This window comes from Pseudoalteromonas sp. MEBiC 03485 (assembly GCF_004195145.1).
In the GTDB taxonomy this organism is placed as follows: Bacteria; Pseudomonadota; Gammaproteobacteria; order Enterobacterales; family Alteromonadaceae; genus Pseudoalteromonas; species Pseudoalteromonas apostichopi.
The window spans coordinates 1,996,013-2,013,792 of sequence record NZ_SGBT01000001.1; the positions used below are offsets into that span (position 1 = coordinate 1,996,013).

General features: G+C 36.3%; 16 protein-coding genes. 15 read left to right on the forward strand and 1 reads right to left on the reverse strand.

The window, feature by feature from the left end; genetic code table 11:
* Positions 1-32 precede the first annotated feature (32 nt).
* The 13 genes from EVU92_RS09160 to EVU92_RS09220 all read left to right on the forward strand — a co-directional run bounded on the left by EVU92_RS09160 (position 33) and on the right by EVU92_RS09220 (position 12,670).
* Positions 33-1,709, forward strand: a complete 1,677-nt coding sequence (locus EVU92_RS09160) for a recombinase family protein (RefSeq protein WP_130050973.1) — start codon at positions 33-35, stop codon at positions 1,707-1,709.
* Positions 1,709-1,903, forward strand: a complete 195-nt coding sequence (gene miaE, locus EVU92_RS09165; protein WP_130050974.1) for a tRNA isopentenyl-2-thiomethyl-A-37 hydroxylase MiaE — start codon at positions 1,709-1,711, stop codon at positions 1,901-1,903. Before EVU92_RS09160 ends, miaE (EVU92_RS09165) begins: the two co-directional genes overlap by 1 nt.
* On the forward strand, positions 1,890-3,566 hold the full coding sequence (locus EVU92_RS09170) for a recombinase family protein (protein WP_130050973.1): 1,677 nt from the start codon (positions 1,890-1,892) through the stop codon (positions 3,564-3,566). Before miaE (EVU92_RS09165) ends, EVU92_RS09170 begins: the two co-directional genes overlap by 14 nt.
* A complete protein-coding gene (gene miaE / locus EVU92_RS09175) occupies positions 3,566-4,339 on the forward strand; it encodes a tRNA isopentenyl-2-thiomethyl-A-37 hydroxylase MiaE (RefSeq protein ID WP_130050975.1) in 774 nt (257 codons plus the stop codon). The genes EVU92_RS09170 and miaE (EVU92_RS09175) overlap by 1 nt, the downstream gene beginning before the upstream one ends.
* 168 nt (positions 4,340-4,507) lie before the next feature.
* Positions 4,508-5,050, forward strand: a complete 543-nt coding sequence (locus EVU92_RS09180; RefSeq protein WP_130050976.1) for a hypothetical protein — start codon at positions 4,508-4,510, stop codon at positions 5,048-5,050.
* Positions 5,043-5,537, forward strand: a complete 495-nt coding sequence (locus EVU92_RS09185) for a hypothetical protein (RefSeq protein ID WP_130050977.1) — start codon at positions 5,043-5,045, stop codon at positions 5,535-5,537. Before EVU92_RS09180 ends, EVU92_RS09185 begins: the two co-directional genes overlap by 8 nt.
* An 86-nt stretch (positions 5,538-5,623) precedes the next feature.
* On the forward strand, positions 5,624-6,004 hold the full coding sequence (locus EVU92_RS09190) for a hypothetical protein (RefSeq protein WP_130050978.1): 381 nt from the start codon (positions 5,624-5,626) through the stop codon (positions 6,002-6,004).
* A gap of 347 nt (positions 6,005-6,351) precedes the next feature.
* A complete protein-coding gene (locus tag EVU92_RS09195; RefSeq protein WP_130050979.1) occupies positions 6,352-7,302 on the forward strand; it encodes a DUF2971 domain-containing protein in 951 nt (316 codons plus the stop codon).
* A 465-nt stretch (positions 7,303-7,767) separates the two neighbouring features.
* A complete protein-coding gene (locus tag EVU92_RS21720; protein WP_205987927.1) occupies positions 7,768-8,076 on the forward strand; it encodes a DUF4145 domain-containing protein in 309 nt (102 codons plus the stop codon).
* A 310-nt stretch (positions 8,077-8,386) separates the two neighbouring features.
* Positions 8,387-9,115 (forward strand): hypothetical protein, encoded by a 729-nt coding sequence (locus tag EVU92_RS09205; RefSeq protein ID WP_130050980.1) that lies wholly within the window; start codon positions 8,387-8,389, stop codon positions 9,113-9,115.
* Between the two features lie 398 nt (positions 9,116-9,513).
* The gene (locus EVU92_RS09210) at positions 9,514-10,344 is read left to right on the forward strand and encodes a hypothetical protein (RefSeq protein WP_130050981.1); all 831 of its coding nucleotides are present in this window, start codon (positions 9,514-9,516) and stop codon (positions 10,342-10,344) included.
* A 105-nt stretch (positions 10,345-10,449) separates the two neighbouring features.
* Positions 10,450-10,875, forward strand: coding sequence for a hypothetical protein (locus tag EVU92_RS09215; RefSeq protein WP_130050982.1), 426 nt, complete (start codon positions 10,450-10,452; stop codon positions 10,873-10,875).
* A 352-nt stretch (positions 10,876-11,227) separates the two neighbouring features.
* Positions 11,228-12,670 carry an IS1182 family transposase gene (locus EVU92_RS09220; RefSeq protein WP_069439015.1) on the forward strand — a complete coding sequence of 481 codons (1,443 nt, stop codon included), beginning with the start codon at positions 11,228-11,230 and terminating at the stop codon, positions 12,668-12,670.
* Positions 12,671-12,875: 205 nt separating this feature from the next.
* On the opposite strand, the gene EVU92_RS09225 is transcribed toward EVU92_RS09220, so the two are convergent.
* Positions 12,876-14,453, reverse strand: coding sequence for a DUF3987 domain-containing protein (locus tag EVU92_RS09225; RefSeq protein ID WP_130050983.1), 1,578 nt, complete (start codon positions 14,451-14,453; stop codon positions 12,876-12,878).
* Positions 14,454-14,647: 194 nt separating this feature from the next.
* Between EVU92_RS09225 and miaE (EVU92_RS09230) the strand changes: the two genes are divergently transcribed.
* Both miaE (EVU92_RS09230) and EVU92_RS09235 read left to right on the forward strand, forming a co-directional pair.
* Positions 14,648-15,319 carry a tRNA isopentenyl-2-thiomethyl-A-37 hydroxylase MiaE gene (miaE, locus tag EVU92_RS09230; RefSeq protein ID WP_130050984.1) on the forward strand — a complete coding sequence of 224 codons (672 nt, stop codon included), beginning with the start codon at positions 14,648-14,650 and terminating at the stop codon, positions 15,317-15,319.
* 237 nt (positions 15,320-15,556) lie between these two features.
* Positions 15,557-17,779 carry an EAL domain-containing protein gene (locus EVU92_RS09235; protein ID WP_130050985.1) on the forward strand — a complete coding sequence of 741 codons (2,223 nt, stop codon included), beginning with the start codon at positions 15,557-15,559 and terminating at the stop codon, positions 17,777-17,779.
* The last annotated feature ends 1 nt before the right edge of the window (position 17,780 follow it).

Consider the following 17,780-nt stretch of genomic DNA (forward strand, 5'->3'; position numbering starts at 1 on the left):
TATGTGCATATATAATTCAGTGAGTAACAACTATGTCAGACGATAAATTATCTGGTAACGTTTATTTATACCAGCGCTTTAGTTCTCAAGCACAAGAAGGGAATAGTTCCTTATATAGGCAGGGAGAGGCGCAAAGAGAGTGGTTGCGTAATCATCCTGACTGTGAAGTAGTTGAACTTGAAGGTAAACCTCTTATTGATGCCGGTGTATCAGCATTTTCAGGAAAGCATTTAAGTTCGGGTTCTTTGGGGAGGCTTGTAGCTGCAATAGAGTCAAAAGTAGTTCCTAGAGGCTCTATTATCCTTGTTGAGCACTTTTCTAGATTGTCTCGTATGACCATTACTGAAACAGGGAAGCTACTAGATAAAATTTGGGATAATGATATTTCTATCGTTACAGCTAGAGATCAAAGTGTTTACTCACCAAGTAAGCGAAATGACTTATCTACACGTATGCGTTTAATCGTTGAGATTGATAAAGCTCATTCAGATTCTAAATGGCGTTCAGAAAAAGTAAAAAGTTCTTGGAGTCGACGAGAGTACAACGCAAAAGAAAATAAAATAGCGCCAAAAATGCGGATGCCTTTTTGGTTAGACAAAAAAGGAAATTTAAATGAATACGCCGATGTAGTCCGAGATATTTTCAAATTGCATGCCGAAGGGTTTGGCCAAGTTTTGATTGAAAGGTCGTTAAGGAAAAAGTACGGTGATATAAAACCTTTAAAAAACATCAATCCGACAAAAATTATAAGAATAATTCAAAACCCAAAATGCATCGGTTTGGTTTATAATGAAAAGCTTTACGAGTCGGTTGTAAGTGATAAAGATTACTATAATGCTCAGCGGATATGTAAAGAGCGATTATTTACGAGCGTTAGACCCGATAGAAAGTGGCCTCTGCATGGTCTAGTTAAATGTGGGCATTGTGGCTCAGGTATGAGCATCCAACAATCGGCTAAGTCTTTACCACTGCTTCGATGCAGTAGAAAACAGCGATCTGGGGGGGAGAGCTGTGATGCACCAACAACATTTCCCTATGTAGTAGCTTATCATTTCTTTTCTGTTTATGTTGAACATTTAATACTTGCAAAAATAACAGATTTAAAACGTAGTTCTGCCAATCATGAGCAAAAAGTTAAATTAATACATAAACTAAAAGAGCTTCAAGTAAAACAGGCAGATCTAAAGGAGCATTATAGAAAAAGTGAAAAAGTTTCAGTAACGATTTTTAGTTTGATGGAAGATTTAGATGCTGAAATAAATGATATTGAAGCTCAACTATCTGTAATACAATCAAAAATAGAAAAAAGTCTTAATTTAGCTGCCATTTCAAAAAAAATAGTTAAATTATCACATAGTGACCCTTTACAGTATAATCTGGAACTAAATCGAATAGGTAATAAGATTTTTTTAAAGGATAAAGAATTATCTTTCAGCTTAGAAGAAAATCAAGTGATCGCTAGGCTCAAATTTACGAATTACGATCGTAAGTCAAAAGCCTATAAATGTATTTTTTACGGTTCAAAAGATTACTATAAAGAAAGTGAATTTGTTACTGAAGTTCGTACTTGCGACTGGGATGTCGACCGATTATTGAAACCAAATCGAGATAGAGCTTTTACTGCTAAAGATGCGGCCCGTATTTTCAATTATAGCAACCTGTATTCAGAAAGTAGCAATTTAGATATATTATTACAAGATGATGAATAATGAACATAAATGATATAGACAAACTATTGAAGCCAATAGATAGTTTTTTAAAGTGTGGTACACCTGAAGAGTGGATTAAAAAAGCACAAAAAAAAGAAAATCTCGACATAGTTTTATTAGACCATCTCGTGTGTGAGCTTAATGATAATATGTGCATATATAATTCAGTGAGTAACAACTATGTCAGACGATAAATTATCTGGTAACGTTTATTTATACCAGCGCTTTAGTTCTCAAGCACAAGAAGGGAATAGTTCCTTATATAGGCAGGGAGAGGCGCAAAGAGAGTGGTTGCGTAATCATCCTGACTGTGAAGTAGTTGAACTTGAAGGTAAACCTCTTATTGATGCCGGTGTATCAGCATTTTCAGGAAAGCATTTAAGTTCGGGTTCTTTGGGGAGGCTTGTAGCTGCAATAGAGTCAAAAGTAGTTCCTAGAGGCTCTATTATCCTTGTTGAGCACTTTTCTAGATTGTCTCGTATGACCATTACTGAAACAGGGAAGCTACTAGATAAAATTTGGGATAATGATATTTCTATCGTTACAGCTAGAGATCAAAGTGTTTACTCACCAAGTAAGCGAAATGACTTATCTACACGTATGCGTTTAATCGTTGAGATTGATAAAGCTCATTCAGATTCTAAATGGCGTTCAGAAAAAGTAAAAAGTTCTTGGAGTCGACGAGAGTACAACGCAAAAGAAAATAAAATAGCGCCAAAAATGCGGATGCCTTTTTGGTTAGACAAAAAAGGAAATTTAAATGAATACGCCGATGTAGTCCGAGATATTTTCAAATTGCATGCCGAAGGGTTTGGCCAAGTTTTGATTGAAAGGTCGTTAAGGAAAAAGTACGGTGATATAAAACCTTTAAAAAACATCAATCCGACAAAAATTATAAGAATAATTCAAAACCCAAAATGCATCGGTTTGGTTTATAATGAAAAGCTTTACGAGTCGGTTGTAAGTGATAAAGATTACTATAATGCTCAGCGGATATGTAAAGAGCGATTATTTACGAGCGTTAGACCCGATAGAAAGTGGCCTCTGCATGGTCTAGTTAAATGTGGGCATTGTGGCTCAGGTATGAGCATCCAACAATCGGCTAAGTCTTTACCACTGCTTCGATGCAGTAGAAAACAGCGATCTGGGGGGGAGAGCTGTGATGCACCAACAACATTTCCCTATGTAGTAGCTTATCATTTCTTTTCTGTTTATGTTGAACATTTAATACTTGCAAAAATAACAGATTTAAAACGTAGTTCTGCCAATCATGAGCAAAAAGTTAAATTAATACATAAACTAAAAGAGCTTCAAGTAAAACAGGCAGATCTAAAGGAGCATTATAGAAAAAGTGAAAAAGTTTCAGTAACGATTTTTAGTTTGATGGAAGATTTAGATGCTGAAATAAATGATATTGAAGCTCAACTATCTGTAATACAATCAAAAATAGAAAAAAGTCTTAATTTAGCTGCCATTTCAAAAAAAATAGTTAAATTATCACATAGTGACCCTTTACAGTATAATCTGGAACTAAATCGAATAGGTAATAAGATTTTTTTAAAGGATAAAGAATTATCTTTCAGCTTAGAAGAAAATCAAGTGATCGCTAGGCTCAAATTTACGAATTACGATCGTAAGTCAAAAGCCTATAAATGTATTTTTTACGGTTCAAAAGATTACTATAAAGAAAGTGAATTTGTTACTGAAGTTCGTACTTGCGACTGGGATGTCGACCGATTATTGAAACCAAATCGAGATAGAGCTTTTACTGCTAAAGATGCGGCCCGTATTTTCAATTATAGCAACCTGTATTCAGAAAGTAGCAATTTAGATATATTATTACAAGATGATGAATAATGAACATAAATGATATAGACAAACTATTGAAGCCAATAGATAGTTTTTTAAAGTGTGGTACACCTGAAGAGTGGATTAAAAAAGCACAAAAAAAAGAAAATCTCGACATAGTTTTATTAGACCATCTCGTGTGTGAGTTGAAAGCAGCTCAGTCTGCCATGTTTTTAATCCGTAAGTACGCGGTTGATAAAGAAAGTAGTGATGTTTTGCTTGAGTGGTTAAAACCATTTGAAACACTTGTGTATAAACGTGAAGGGGATTGGCGTGAGCTTGCAGATAAAAACAAGCTGACTAAATCAATGATACCAAAATCTAACTCACCTTATGGGCAAGATCTCATTGATAAAATGGTGATGCTAATCAAAGAAGAGTTACATCACTTTTATCAAGTTCTTGAGATCATGGATGAATATGGTATTGAATATAAGAGCATTACCCCATGCCGTTATGCCAAAGGGATGCTGCGCCATGTAAAAACATACGAGCCAGATGCCTTGGTTGATAAGTTAATTATCGGTGCTTACATCGAAGCCCGATCGTGTGAGCGTTTTGCTAAATTAGCCCCACATGTTGATAAACGCTTAGGTGATTTTTATATCTCGCTACTGCGCTCAGAAGCGCGTCATTACCAAGATTATTTAACTCTTGCGCAAGAAATCAGTGAGTTTGATATCACCGAACGTGTTGAGTTCTTTGGGCAACTTGAAGCTGAGCTTATCTTAAGTCCGGATGAAGACTTTAAGTTTCATAGTGGTGTCCCTTCACATATATAAATTTCATATATCCAATAATGTAAATTGAAGCATTTGAAAACCTCCCCTAAAACTTTAACCCACTAAAGCCTATGTTCATAGGCCGCCTTGCGGTGGGTTTTTGCTTTGCAAAAAAATTGAAAAAAAGAAAATATGATATAATACGTTATAACATAGTAGGAGGTGTTTATGAGCTGTTTAAAATTGAAAATGATGGATGAAGAACTCAAAAATATTCTGTTAGACGAAGGCGCTGAATTATTTGTGTCAGAAGTTAAGGAGGCATTGAAGAAGAAGTTACGTGAGTACCATCTTCAGTCTAATTTTTCTGTAAAGGTGAGTCGAACTAAAGAGTTTAAGGATTTTATGAGGTTATACATTGCTCGTGATCAAATACCTATTCATTTAGGGAAACCCCCATATGTAAGTATTGAAGACTGGCGAAATTTAATGCTTAAGTTTAATTTAAAAGGAATTGATAAAAAGAATATTTGTTTATTTTCAGAATTGTGGCTCGATAAAAATGCAGCTATAGACTTAGAAAGATTACAGAATGCTTGCCGTTCTTTTAAGTTATTATCGACATGTTCACTCTGTCGGTACGGTAATTTCCTCGGAGGTGAAGATTCTACTCAAGCTAGATTTATTAACTGCGCAGTAGACATCAAAATTGAATACCCTACATATCAAAGTTGTACCTCATTTGAGGGGAATAGGGGGACACATGAGTAATCTTAAAGCATTTGCTTCAGTTAGAACTCGGTACTACAAAGCGGATAAAGCATTCATTGTTTTAGATCACTCAAATCCGAGTAGGAATGGCTTTACATGCTCAGTAAACGTAAACCCTAAGTTTAGTCATAACAACCTCGGTTTGTATTCCAAAGGCTGTAAGAACGGCGCTGAAGCTCTTAATCAAGCATGCGCCCGATACAAGCTGGTCACTGGTAAAAAAGTTAGAAAAGATTTCAATCTATTGTTTGAACACATCGTTATTTTAAGTGAACATCAATACGTAAAAATTGAGAAAAAATATGGAGAAAAGAAAGCAAAGCAGCTTTTAATTCATTATTTACGTAAATACGCTGTGCAGATAAAAAATGAATTTGGCTTTGAGCCAATAGGGATTGATTTACATTTAGATGAAGGGCGATATGAAGGAGGGCGCTTTGTTCGTAACATTCATGCGCATGCTTTTTTTTTAACTATGACTTTATAAACAGGATTTCACCGTTACGCAAAATTTCAGCTAAAGGGAAAAATTTCAAATCAAGGACTAATCAACTAAACCCACACTTTGAGAAAATGCAAGATGTTGTTGCTGATGCATTTAAACCGCTTGGATTTGAACGTGGGGTGTCAAAAAATGTTACTGGCCGTGAACATCTACAAAAAGAGAAATTTGTAAAAGAAAAACTCAATAAAGTTGCGCAAAAAGTCGAAGAACTTAGTAGTCGTAATAAGGCTTTAGAGAGTCAATTAACTTTACAAAAACAAAAGTCAGATCAACTTTCAAATGAAATTCAGATACAAGAATCTAAAAAGAGTTGGCTAGAAAGTAGAATTAATGAGTTACATAGCTTCGCAGAAGAACTAGAGATTGCAATTAAAGTGCGTTGTAGAAGAACTGTTAGTCGCCTATTTAAAAGAGTTAGTCTCCATAGTGGTAACAAACCTAAGTTGTAAGTAATTGATTCTGTTGAATTTCAAGATAAGAGTGTTCAGCTTATTCAACTGTTTTTTAAGTGTACTAAGAGCTTAAAGGTAAACTTATGTAGTAGCATATATCTCTGGCATAATTGCTGGGAAGTTTCGACTAAACCTGACTGGTAGAAAAATACAATATGCGGACATTCAGATAAAGCTCGTTTCTGCCCAAAACGTATTTAAACTTATTTTATGTCAGATCTCTTTACCAATTTGAAAATATTTTGTTAGCTAGAAAAAGGTTAGCTAATTTGATAAAAACGTAGTAATAGAAAAGTGCCATTTTGTCGCATAAATACTAAAATGTTAGTTGTAAAGGAGTTAATTTGAAAGTTTTGTACAAATATATGCCGTTACGACATGAGTTTTTTAGTGATCCGTTACTTAGATTAACTCAACCATATAGTCTTAATGATCCTTTTGACTCCAAGCCAACTAAAGAAGCGATCAGACAAAAGATCGCCTTTATGAGTGATGATATGGGGGAAGGAGCTGGCTTTGTTTCTGATGAAAAAATTAATTTGAAACATAGTGATGTGAAAGAATACTTAGAAACTGAACTCCATAAGTTTGGTATTATTTCACTTACTGAAAATCCTCATAACCTTCTTATGTGGTCGCACTATGCAGACGAACACAATGGAATCGTTATTGCAATTTCGAATTCAGAAAATACATTTTCCTTTTCTAAAGATGGCGTTAAAACTTCACGTATCGGTGATAAAAAAGCTGTGCGTGTTCGATATGATAATAAACGACCTAGTAAAGATATTCCTCCTGAGTGTATATTTTCCATATACGAAGATGAATTCTTTAAGCATTTCGCACTAGTTAAAAGTGATAGTTGGATGTATGAAAAAGAACATCGATTCTTAATTCCTACAACTGAATCTGATGTTGCAATTTTGAACATCAGTAATGGACCCTACTCGATTGATGAATTTGAAAAATATTTACATCAAAGGAAAATTGATTTCATTAATGTGGGAAATAAATACATATTTGAAAATGAAAACCTTAACTTTCCTTTTAATAACCTTGCAAAAGTCATGAATGATGATGTTGTAAATTCTATGGGAAGCCTAATGTTTTTCAAAAGGCTTTTGCCGAGTGCAATCCAGTCCATATATTTCGGGTGTAGAGTTTCAAATGAAATAATCGAGGAAGTCATTCAATCTGTTCGTAATAATAATAGGTTCAGCTCAAATTTAACTTTCTACAGAACTTTAGAAAATAGTGATAGATTTGATGTCGATTTTGAAGCAATTTACAACTAGCAAGGCATTTAAAATTAAATTTAAACAGTTGGCTAGGTTTCGCTTCGCCGCAGATTATAACCAATAGTTTAGCTCGCGTAATGCGGCGTTACTTACCTCAAATACTAGGGCACCACCTTGAACAAAAAATTTTCACAAAGATTCGATGATTTGGCAGACGAAGTAGTACGCATTGAAGCAACTAAGGTTGCAAAAATGGTGGTTATGGAAACTATGACCAAGTTAGCGAAGAAAAGTTTGATGCGTGGAAGGTTAAGGCGAAATCGCTAATTGTTAAGACGTGTGGCAATGATAGCGAGTATATTAATGCATTTGTAAAAGCTGAACAGATTATACCTATGTTGGATGATAGCTATAGCGTACTAAAAAGAGTTAAGCCGGTATTTATGGCTGCTATAGATGACTTTCAGGGGGGATTTCTGTCATCAGTAAAAATCTTGTTCAAGCGAATTGTTCGACTCTGAGTTGGAGCAAGCTACAGAGCTTCTTCGCAGCGGATATAAGGGCCCCGCTGCAGTTGTTGCAGGAGTTGTTTTAGAAACAACTCTGCGAGACCTTTGTATAGATAACTCAATACCAATCGCAAAGCTCGACAAAATGAATTCAGAGCTAGCCAAAGCTGGTGTTTACAACAAGTTGCAACAGAAAAGGATTACAGCTCTGGCTGATATAAGAAATAGTGCGGCACATGGTGATTGGGCTTCTTTTAAAAATGATGAAGTTGAAGGGATGATAAGCGATGTCGAACGATTCTTATCTTATTACTTGGTTTAATAAGCGCATGTTGTTGGACTGGTTTTCCTGTGGGCTGCAAACCAGCTGCAAATAAAGGCGTTCACAGTTCGGCTCTGAAAAAGCAGGTATTCGTTCTAACTTATTTTACATTTTGTTTCAGCCTGTTCGGGCTGGAGCATTTCTTCTCCATTCTGAATAAACTCAAATACTATAAAGTTCTGTTTTGAAAGATATCTAGACATTGAGTTACGTTATTTGTTAAAAGTAGATTCATTAATACATAAGTGTGATTTCGGTAGGAAGATACGCGACACGCATTATAAAATATTTATGAGTCAAGGAGATCGCTTTGATTACCAGCGAAGGTGTTATAGGAAAAGTCGTTACATTTATAGTAAGTAAAACTGTTGGAAAACTAGTTGATCTTCCGTTCGATAAAAGGAAAAAGGCATGTAGGTCGCTTACAAAATTGTATTATTGTGTCCAAACATTAGATGATGTAACTGAGGAATTTTATCAAACGCTCGAAGATTTTGATGATTGGGGCGATGCAAAAGCGATGATCAATGCGTTAAACAACAATGCATCCAAATTAGAACAAGCTTCCAATATGTTCATTGAGTTGGGTCAGGAATTACGCGGCGGTTTGGAAATCATAGATCCGGTATTGGCTAATTGCTGCAATGCTTTATATATATCAAAGTCTGATTTCTTATCATTTATGTCCAATTCAATTGAGTTTGACCGAACTAATGAAGTTGCAACTATAAAAGTAAAAACGCCATCTGATGAAATGCTTAATGTTGACTTAAATAAAAAGTACGATGAAACAAAAATAGCTTTCGCTGAAAATGATATCACCTACTGGCCTAGTTCCGCTCTTGACGATTTTTACGAGGAAGTCAGTATGGTAACTATATCATTTGATGATATGCAATCAGCTCAGCGATTAAAAACACATATAGATAAGCACAGAAAGTTGTTAGGATCTGCAAAGGTTTCATTAAGAGAGCTACTTAAAGATAACTTCTCTATTGAGGAGGTTCTTTTTCAAAATGACAGTCATCCTTGGCGTTAACTAAACTAATAACAAATCGTTTCAATCGACAAAATGATTGTCACACATTTAGGAAAACAAAATGATGCACCAATTATTTTGCAACTGAGCCCAGTCTTAATCGAATATATTTAATGGAACATGAAATCTGTTTGTAATAGCTAGAACTTTACTCGTTTAGGGATTATTGCGTAATGCTTATGTAATGCTGTGATTTTATATGTAGTAGCGCATATCTTCATAAAAATGGGCGCTCAGTGTATGTTGGTTCATTTAACTCCACCTAAAAACTTTAGAAAACATAGTGATGTAATACCTTCGGTAATTTGTTAAAGCTATTTAAAGTAGATAATTTAGCGTGGCGGCGCAGAGATTTGTGCGATAAGGGCGCAATTAAACTCAAATGGCAAGGAGAATATATGCAATATTTGAAAAAATTAGCGGGTATGGCTTGGAGAATATTCCCGCATTTTATATTGGTTGTTTCTGGTGTATTCCTTTGGTGGTATTTAAATGAGACAGCTAACAGCTCTACCAATCTATTTGGTTCTTTGGCTAGCGGTATTATCAGTGGTCTAATTACAGCATTGTTACTTTTCGTTTTCGCTATTTTATGGCGAAAAAACATCGAGCCTTGGTTTGAAAATCTTCTATATCAAGATGTATGTATTGAGGGTGAGTGGTCTGGGATATTGATACCCTACCTTGGTTTAGAAGATCTTGATAGAGCAGCTAAAAAGGCAGCTTGGCGAAGATTTCAAGAGCGCCTTAGAAAAGAAAGAAAGGCCGAAAGAGGTGAGCCAGTTCCTGCTTCGTCAGTTAGTGAGCAGGGCGAGCAGAGAGAAGTAAGTGCTGAACTTATTCTTCATGACGACTCAGAAGAGAAGCAAGTACCCGAAAAAGATAAATACATTAAAATAAATATTGGTTCTGTACCAATTATTGTAAGAGTCGAAATTTTTAGAACAGGACACAAAATAAATGGGCGCATCATTGAGATCGGTGGTGCCAGCAAAGTTCACACTTACACTATCTTAGGTAATTTTAAAAATTTAATACTTTCTGGTTGTTATGAAACATGTAGCAGAGATCATATAGATCGTGGGGCATTGTCGCTCATGTTAAAAAACAATGGTAAGGTTTTTGAGGGATTCTTTTCTTCTTATAGTGACAGTGAGCATAAAATAGCTCCGATGCAGTGTGTTCTAAAAAAGAAAAACCAATTGAGTGACGAGTCTAATGGCATTTAAAAATCTCAGGCACAGCAAGGGCTTTTCCGTTCTGGCCTCGCCTCCACTGCAAAGCTGCGCGTGCAGCCGGCGTTATGTGCCCGAGCGTCCTTCGAGTTAAATGCTATGTTCAAATTTACAGTTGATGAAAAAGATTATTGGGTTGGCTACCACGATACACTAGGTTATCTGATATATGCTCCATATCTTCAAGTATCTGTAGATGAAAACTTTGTGATTTTGTTCTCTTCAGTTCATAAACGAAATGTTAAAGTAAAGAAAGATATAATAAGAACAAAATTAATTCATACTGATAAAGTTGATATGTTGGTGAGCTATAAAGTTCTAAAGCAATTTATATTCAGAATTTCTAAATATCGAAAAAAACCAACAATTAGTTATTTTGCTTCATTAAACTCAAAAGGTGCAGTGTTTCATCGGGAGAATTGTGGCTGGCTATCTAATGTGGGAGCGTCTAAAGCGATCGTCTTTAGCAGCAGAGAGTCAGCAATAAAGCAAGGTTACAATCCTTGTAAATCATGTAAACCATAAGCTCGTAACAAGTAATTATGGTGTCAATTCATATTCTTGAACCTTGTTAGGATAATCCATGAGTAAACTTAAACATCCAAGGTAAGATTGTTGTGCAGCGTTAGATTTTGTAACTAAATTAACATATGGTTTTTTAGTTATGAGGCAGCATTTTTGGTACATTATCATTTATTGTAGAGCAGAAACTATTTATTCATGAATGTCCGCTCATGGCACAGACTGTGTGAAAACTCTGATCACCTTTTGGTCTAAGTATGTTCTGCTTATGATCTATTAATCTATACATTTAGTTCACTTAATATACTGATATTTATATAATTAGACTATTGATTCAGTTGAGGGTTGAGGCAGTATGTCAAAGTTTATAAGCGGTGAAAGTCGTGACCAATCAACGTTATTTCCAGAATCGTTGGAAGATTACGTCAGTGAAGATAATACGGTCAGAGTGATTGATGTTTTCATTGAGGAACTAAATCTAGCTGAATTGGGGTTTAAAGGATTAACTTTAAAGTCCACAGGCCGCCCTAAGTATCATCCAGCCACATTATTAAAACTGTATCTTTATGGTTACCTCAACCGTATTCAATCATCCCGCCGATTAGAAACCGAATGCCAACGCAATATTGAACTGATGTGGCTACTTGGTAAGTTGGCACCCGACTTTAAAACGATTGCTGATTTTAGAAAAGACAACGGAGATGGTATAAAAAATGTGTGCAAAACGTTTGTTGAAGTCTGCCGTCGTCTGAATATGTTTGAGAAACCAGTTGTTGCCATCGATGGTAGTAAGTTTAAAGCTAGCAACAACAAAGGCAATAATTTTACGCCAAGCAAAGTTAAATTCCACATCGACCGAGTCGAAAAGAACATTGAACGTTACCTTGAATTACTTGATGAAGCCGATAAAGAGCAAGCTAACGTCACAAAAATTAAAGCCACAAAAGATAGGCTAGCTGACTTTCGCAGCCAGTTAAAAAAACTACACGAGATTAAAGAACAAGTTGAAGCTCATCCTGACAAGCAAATATCCACTACTGATCCTGATTCACGTTTAATGAAAACTCAAGGTTTTACAAGAGTTGTGAGTTATAACGTGCAAAGTGCGGTTGATACCAAGCACCACCTTATAGTGGCGCATGAGGTGACCAACGTGCCAGATAGAGGCCAGCTTGCGTCAATGACAAAACTCGCACAAAAAGCATTGCGCAAGGAAGATATAAGGGTATTAGCAGATAAAGGTTACTTCAGTCAGCCCGATATAAAAGATACTATCGATTTGGGTGCAGAGCCAATCATGCCCAAGACGGATACATCGTCCTCTGAAAAGAAAGGGATATTTAACCGCTCACTCTTCAAATACGATGCAAATAAAGATATTTACTTATGCCCCGCTGGTAATGAACTTCAAAATCGAATGCAGGTATTTGAGCAAGGTAAATACCTTGATGTTTACTTCAATCACATTGCTTGTCGAGATTGTAAAATAAGAAGTCAGTGCACTAACTCTAAAAAAGACCCTAGGCGAATAAGGCGGTGGGTGCATGAGATTCTGACAGAAGAAATGCTTCAAAAGCTAAAGAATGAACCTGAATTGATGCTTCATCGCAAGCAAACTGTTGAGCACCCCTTTGGCACAATTAAACTCTGGATGGGAGCTACCCACTTACTAACACGAGGTTTAAAAAGCGTGGGGACAGAAATAAGTCTTCATGTCCTAGCTTACAACTTCAGAAGAATGATAACAATTATGGGAGTTAACGGCCTAAGTAAAGCAATTAGAGTAGCGTTGCCATAGCAGTTTCGCTCGCGCGGAGAAAATTGCGATACTGAGAAAAAATCGATCGCAACCATCTTAAATGGTTTCAAACTAAGAACATACCCAAGACAATTTATTAAAAATTAGTTTTCACACAGTCTGGGCATATATGTGACTGTCAGATTTGATTGAGTTCTATTATTCGAATCTGACAGATCAAGTTAAGACTTTTCCACTTATAGAGCTAGCTGATGAGTGGGTTTTTCAAAAATCTTTCAGTAGACTTTTGACCTTGCTGAGCTATAGTAATTTTTCTGATGTAACCCATCGATTCGAGCTGCTCTAGTACCGGTTTGCATTGCTCCGCATTTTTGAGTCCAGTCCACCCTTTACGTTGAAGATCTCTTTGTGAGAACTGTGTTGGAAGTTTTTCTAATTTATTAACTAAATGTTTAATCACATCAAGCTCATTACTTTTTGAGGAAAGCTCTTGAATCCGTCGGTTGTTAGAGAGTAGAAGTTCAGAGAAACATATTGCTTGCTCAAGTGATAAATATGATACTTTTCCCGACGGGTTAAATGTACTGTAATCACTCTGTGATTCAGCTTCAGTTATAAGCTGAAAGACTAGACTTAGTTTAGCTACTAAGGAAGGGTACTTGCCCATTACTGATTGCATATTTGTGTTTTCTGAAATTGTTTTTTCTGCTTGTTGAGGTGCCCATTTATTCCACAGAACTTGTGCTTCGGATGTAAAATTAGCGCAGCCATTAATATTCTGCTCTTTGAGAGAGGCTAAGCAACAGAAAATATGCTCCATCTTATTTTGTAAAGTATCACATGTCAGGCTATCCGTGTATTTCATCTTAGTACTGCTAAAAATAGCAAGTTGGAATCGTTCATAAAATCCATCATTGCTTTCACCATTGGTTCTACCTGTTAAAAGTGGTCTCAACCGATCAGGTTGAATACAACCTAAGACACCGACGTGCATTAAAGCTAAATCTACTTTCTCTCTAGTAATTCGCTTTTGAGAATAACTATTACTACCTTCGAAAGCTTCAGTATACAGCGAGCGCTCACTCGTATTGTCTGAGCCGATAACTTTAGAAAGCCATCCATGCAGTTCATCTCGTACTATAAGGCAGCCATTGGGATTTGACTCAAGATGTATGACTAAAGCCTCTGGTGTGCAATCATTTATGACAACATTGCGCTGAGGAGCAATAGACTCTTTGAGCTTTCCTGCTTGTTCAAATAAAAGCTGAGCAGCTTCTTCATCCCCTTTATCTAGTTCATCATGAGCTTGAGCAGAAAGAGCTTTTATTTGCTTCTCTTTAATTTTAGCTTCGTTCTCTCTTATTACATTTCCAGGGTTGATTACTTCATTTTGTGCAAAATTTACTAAATTTATTCCAACCCGGGTCGTTGGAGTTTTTAGTAATGATGGCTCGCCAATATTTAAGCACCATAAAGCTTGTGTAACAGTCCACCTTTTATCCCTTTCTTTTGGAGCGATTTTATAACTAGCACCTATTAAAGCAGAAGCACAAGTAATAATTGATGAGACAACAAATTCAGCAGAGGCATCATTGAATCTGTAGGCTTGATCTTTACTGTATTTAAACAGTACATTAGGAAGCATTTTTTCAGAAAGACCGATCACTGTTGAGTCAGGTGCTTTTATTGGTGTAGGAGTTGGCCATGGTTTGTCGTTTTCATGGGCTATTCTTTTTGTCACTTCATTTGCACCCCCTATGTTCAAGTTTTGAGATTTAAAAACGTTTGAGAATACCTGCATGAGCTTTGTTGTGTACATCATAATGAGTTCCTTGTTTCACTTTTAAGTTCCAGAGTAACTTATATCAAAAAACAAATTTTCTTGGCTGTATGCTATTATTTTTTGTTATATGCTTATCACTTTGTGTTATATGAGATAAATCCATTCATTAACTCGGCTTATAATCGTTATACTCTTGACAACTGACACGGTAGACAAGGAAACACGAGTCAGTAATGTCGGTTGTTTTATATATGCACATATTTACATTTAGTGAATTAAAGGCCGCGCAAAGTGCGATGTTTTTAATTCGTAAGTACGCGGTTGATAAGCAAAGTAGTGACGCTTTACTTGAGTGGCTAAAACCTTTTGAGACGCTTATTTATAAGCGAGAAGGGGATTGGCGTGAGCTTGCAGATAAAAACAAGCTAACTAAATCAATGATCCCAAAATCGAACTCACCTTATGGGCAAGACCTCATCGATAAAATGGTTATGTTGATTAAAGAAGAGCTGCATCACTTTTATCAAGTACTTGAGATCATGGATGAGTACGGTGTTGAATATAAAAGTATTACCCCATGTCGTTATGCAAAAGGTATGCTGCGCCATGTAAAAACTTACGAGCCAGATGCTTTAGTTGATAAGTTAATTATTGGTGCCTATATCGAAGCCCGCTCATGTGAGCGCTTTGCTAAATTAGCGCCACATGTAGATAAGCGTTTAGGTGATTTTTATATTTCACTACTGCGCTCTGAAGCCCGCCATTACCAAGACTATTTAACCCTTGCTCAAGAAATCAGTGAATTTGATATTACAGAGCGTGTTGAATTCTTTGGTCAGCTTGAAGCCGATCTTATTTCAACCCCAGATGAAGATTTTAAGTTCCATAGCGGTGTGCCTGCGTAAAAATAACCAAGAGCGCTTGCTTGGCGCTCTTTTGCTTCATCCTACCTTATACAGTCCGTTTTCTTAATAATTAAGCCTTATCCTTGTCGTAGTTTATAATTTTTATTACTTTTCCGAGACTTACTTATTTTTATCTTCAGGGAAATATTTGTACCTTTAAATATTTTGTACTACGTTTGACCTAGATATCTATTAATGTTCGTAAAATAGAATCATAAGTTGTCAAAAGGAGACGTTATGCGTGATTCTAATGAGTTTTTCGAGTTTAAAGAGAGTGCTTCTGAACAAACGCATACTCAAAAAAAATGGAAAATATTAACGGTTGAAGACGACCTAAACTATCAACAAGCATTATTAAATAGTTTTAATGCTATATCTTTCGATGAAAACCAGTCACTGGAGGTACTGACCGCGAATTCAGTGTCAGAGGCATCATCTGTATTATCCCGACATAAAGACATCGCTATTGTATTTCTTGATGTGGTGATGGAAGAAGATGATTCAGGCCTACGGCTTGTGAATACTATTCGCCACGTATTAGGTAACAACGATATACGCATAGTGCTATTAACAGGGCAGCCAAGCTTTGCCCCTGAACCACAAGTCATGCAATCGCTTGACATCGACGAGTATTGGAATAAGTCAGACATGACGGTAGATAAGCTTAAATCTATCGTTAGTAGCCACCTTCGTACTTATCAATACATTTCGCAAATCTCAAATGCTAAACAAGGGCTTCAGCTAGTACTCGATGCAGCAAGAAGCATTAATAGTAAACACGATATACGTGCGTTTTCCCATGCGGTGCTAGATGAGATAGGTAAAATTTTGCACCTATCTAAGGGAGGCGGCGTGTTATGTGTTGGTAATGAAAAGCACTTTGATAAACATCCTAAAGTTCTTACTAGTATCGGCTGCTTTAGGGGGCTTGATGGTAAAGACCTCAGCACAGATTTGCTCAGTGAAGAAGCACAACAATCCTATATTTTAGCCAGAGAAAAAAAAGAACACGTTTTCTCTGAGCATTATAGTGTTTTTTACTTTGATACCAGTGATGTTGATATTAGCTTCTACATCACGATTGTAAAATCAGATACGCCAATTGATGAGCATAATGTATTTTTACTCAAAGTTTTTAGTGAAAATGTCAGTACGGGCTTTTCGAATATCGCACTGATGAACCGCCTTACTGAGCTTGCATATACCGACATAACGCTAAATATACCCAATAGAAACTGGTTACAGCGCGAAATCGATAATATGAACAAATACGAACAGTCTGAAACTCAGCTAGTGGTATTTGAGATACTCCAGTTTGACGAAAAGTCTTTTCGGTTTGGCCATGAATTTTGTAAAAAAACACATCTCAAAATGCTCGAGAATATTTTGCAAGCATTGGCGCCGTATCACCCTCGTATTGCCGTATTTAAAAGTGATAGTTTAGGTGTTTTAGTTTCAAGTCATGCATTTGAAGATGAGAGTATTGTTGACTCTTTAAAACGTCAATCTTTTGAAATTGATGGAGTAAGGCAGTTTTTAGATGTGCGTATTTTAGTTATGCAACTAATCGCCTTTGAACAACATAATGCTGAGCAAATTTTTAACCTTGCAGAATCCACCCTTAACGAAGAAAACACACAGAGAGCTGAACTTCTTTATTATACATTAGACAATACTAAAGCTATTACACGGCGCTATGAATTGATGCAAGAGTTGCGCACCGCAATTCGTAACAAAGAGCTCCAAGTAGCGCTACAACCCAAGGTTAATTTAACCACAAATGAAGTGGTTGGTTTTGAAGCACTGGCGCGATGGCAAAGAGACGATGGAACATTTGTTAGGCCCGATGAGTTTATCGAACTTGCCGAAACTGCGGGACTTATTAGTGAGTTGGATAAGCTTATTTTCGATAAGATAATGCAAACGATTAAGCAATTTGCAGAGCAGGGCATTAGCTTGCCAATTGCGTTTAATGCATCTACGTTTGATTTGTTAGCCGATGATTACTTTGTTGAGATTGCCGCACGTATTGAAGAGTATGATATATCGCCTTCGTTATTAGAGCTTGAAGTAACAGAGACTCAAGCGATTTTTGACTATGAAAAAATTAACGCATGCTTATGTCGTTTTGCGGGTTTAGGTATAAAAATTAGTATTGATGATTTTGGTACTGGCTATTCGTCGCTTGCCCATATTAGTGAAATACCTGCGCAGATAATAAAAATAGATCGCTGTTTTGTGACTAACATCCAAGAGTCAAAATCTAACCAACACATTATCGAAATGATTATGTTGCTGGCAGATAAATTTGGCTTTGAAGTAACGGCAGAGGGCATTGAAACAGAAGCCGAGCATAACTGGCTTATTGAAGCTGGGTGTAACATAGGGCAGGGCTACTATTATGCAAAACCCATGTTTTATGATGATGCATTGCAATGGCTAAAGGGCAGGTCTAAATAAC

Excerpts from the sequence above, each read along its gene's own strand:
- EVU92_RS09160 (WP_130050973.1), top strand. The coding sequence starts at position 33 with ATGTCAGACGATAAATTATCTGGTAACGTTTATTTATACCAGCGCTTT.
- miaE (WP_130050974.1), top strand. The coding sequence starts at position 1,709 with ATGAACATAAATGATATAGACAAACTATTGAAGCCAATAGATAGTTTT.
- EVU92_RS09170 (WP_130050973.1), top strand. The coding sequence starts at position 1,890 with ATGTCAGACGATAAATTATCTGGTAACGTTTATTTATACCAGCGCTTT.
- miaE (WP_130050975.1), top strand. The coding sequence starts at position 3,566 with ATGAACATAAATGATATAGACAAACTATTGAAGCCAATAGATAGTTTT.
- EVU92_RS09180 (WP_130050976.1), top strand. The coding sequence starts at position 4,508 with ATGAGCTGTTTAAAATTGAAAATGATGGATGAAGAACTCAAAAATATT.
- EVU92_RS09185 (WP_130050977.1), top strand. The coding sequence starts at position 5,043 with ATGAGTAATCTTAAAGCATTTGCTTCAGTTAGAACTCGGTACTACAAA.
- EVU92_RS09190 (WP_130050978.1), top strand. The coding sequence starts at position 5,624 with ATGCAAGATGTTGTTGCTGATGCATTTAAACCGCTTGGATTTGAACGT.
- EVU92_RS09210 (WP_130050981.1), top strand. The coding sequence starts at position 9,514 with ATGCAATATTTGAAAAAATTAGCGGGTATGGCTTGGAGAATATTCCCG.
- EVU92_RS09215 (WP_130050982.1), top strand. The coding sequence starts at position 10,450 with ATGTTCAAATTTACAGTTGATGAAAAAGATTATTGGGTTGGCTACCAC.
- EVU92_RS09220 (WP_069439015.1), top strand. The coding sequence starts at position 11,228 with ATGTCAAAGTTTATAAGCGGTGAAAGTCGTGACCAATCAACGTTATTT.
- EVU92_RS09225 (WP_130050983.1), bottom strand. The coding sequence starts at position 14,453 with ATGATGTACACAACAAAGCTCATGCAGGTATTCTCAAACGTTTTTAAA.
- miaE (WP_130050984.1), top strand. The coding sequence starts at position 14,648 with ATGTCGGTTGTTTTATATATGCACATATTTACATTTAGTGAATTAAAG.
- EVU92_RS09235 (WP_130050985.1), top strand. The coding sequence starts at position 15,557 with ATGCGTGATTCTAATGAGTTTTTCGAGTTTAAAGAGAGTGCTTCTGAA.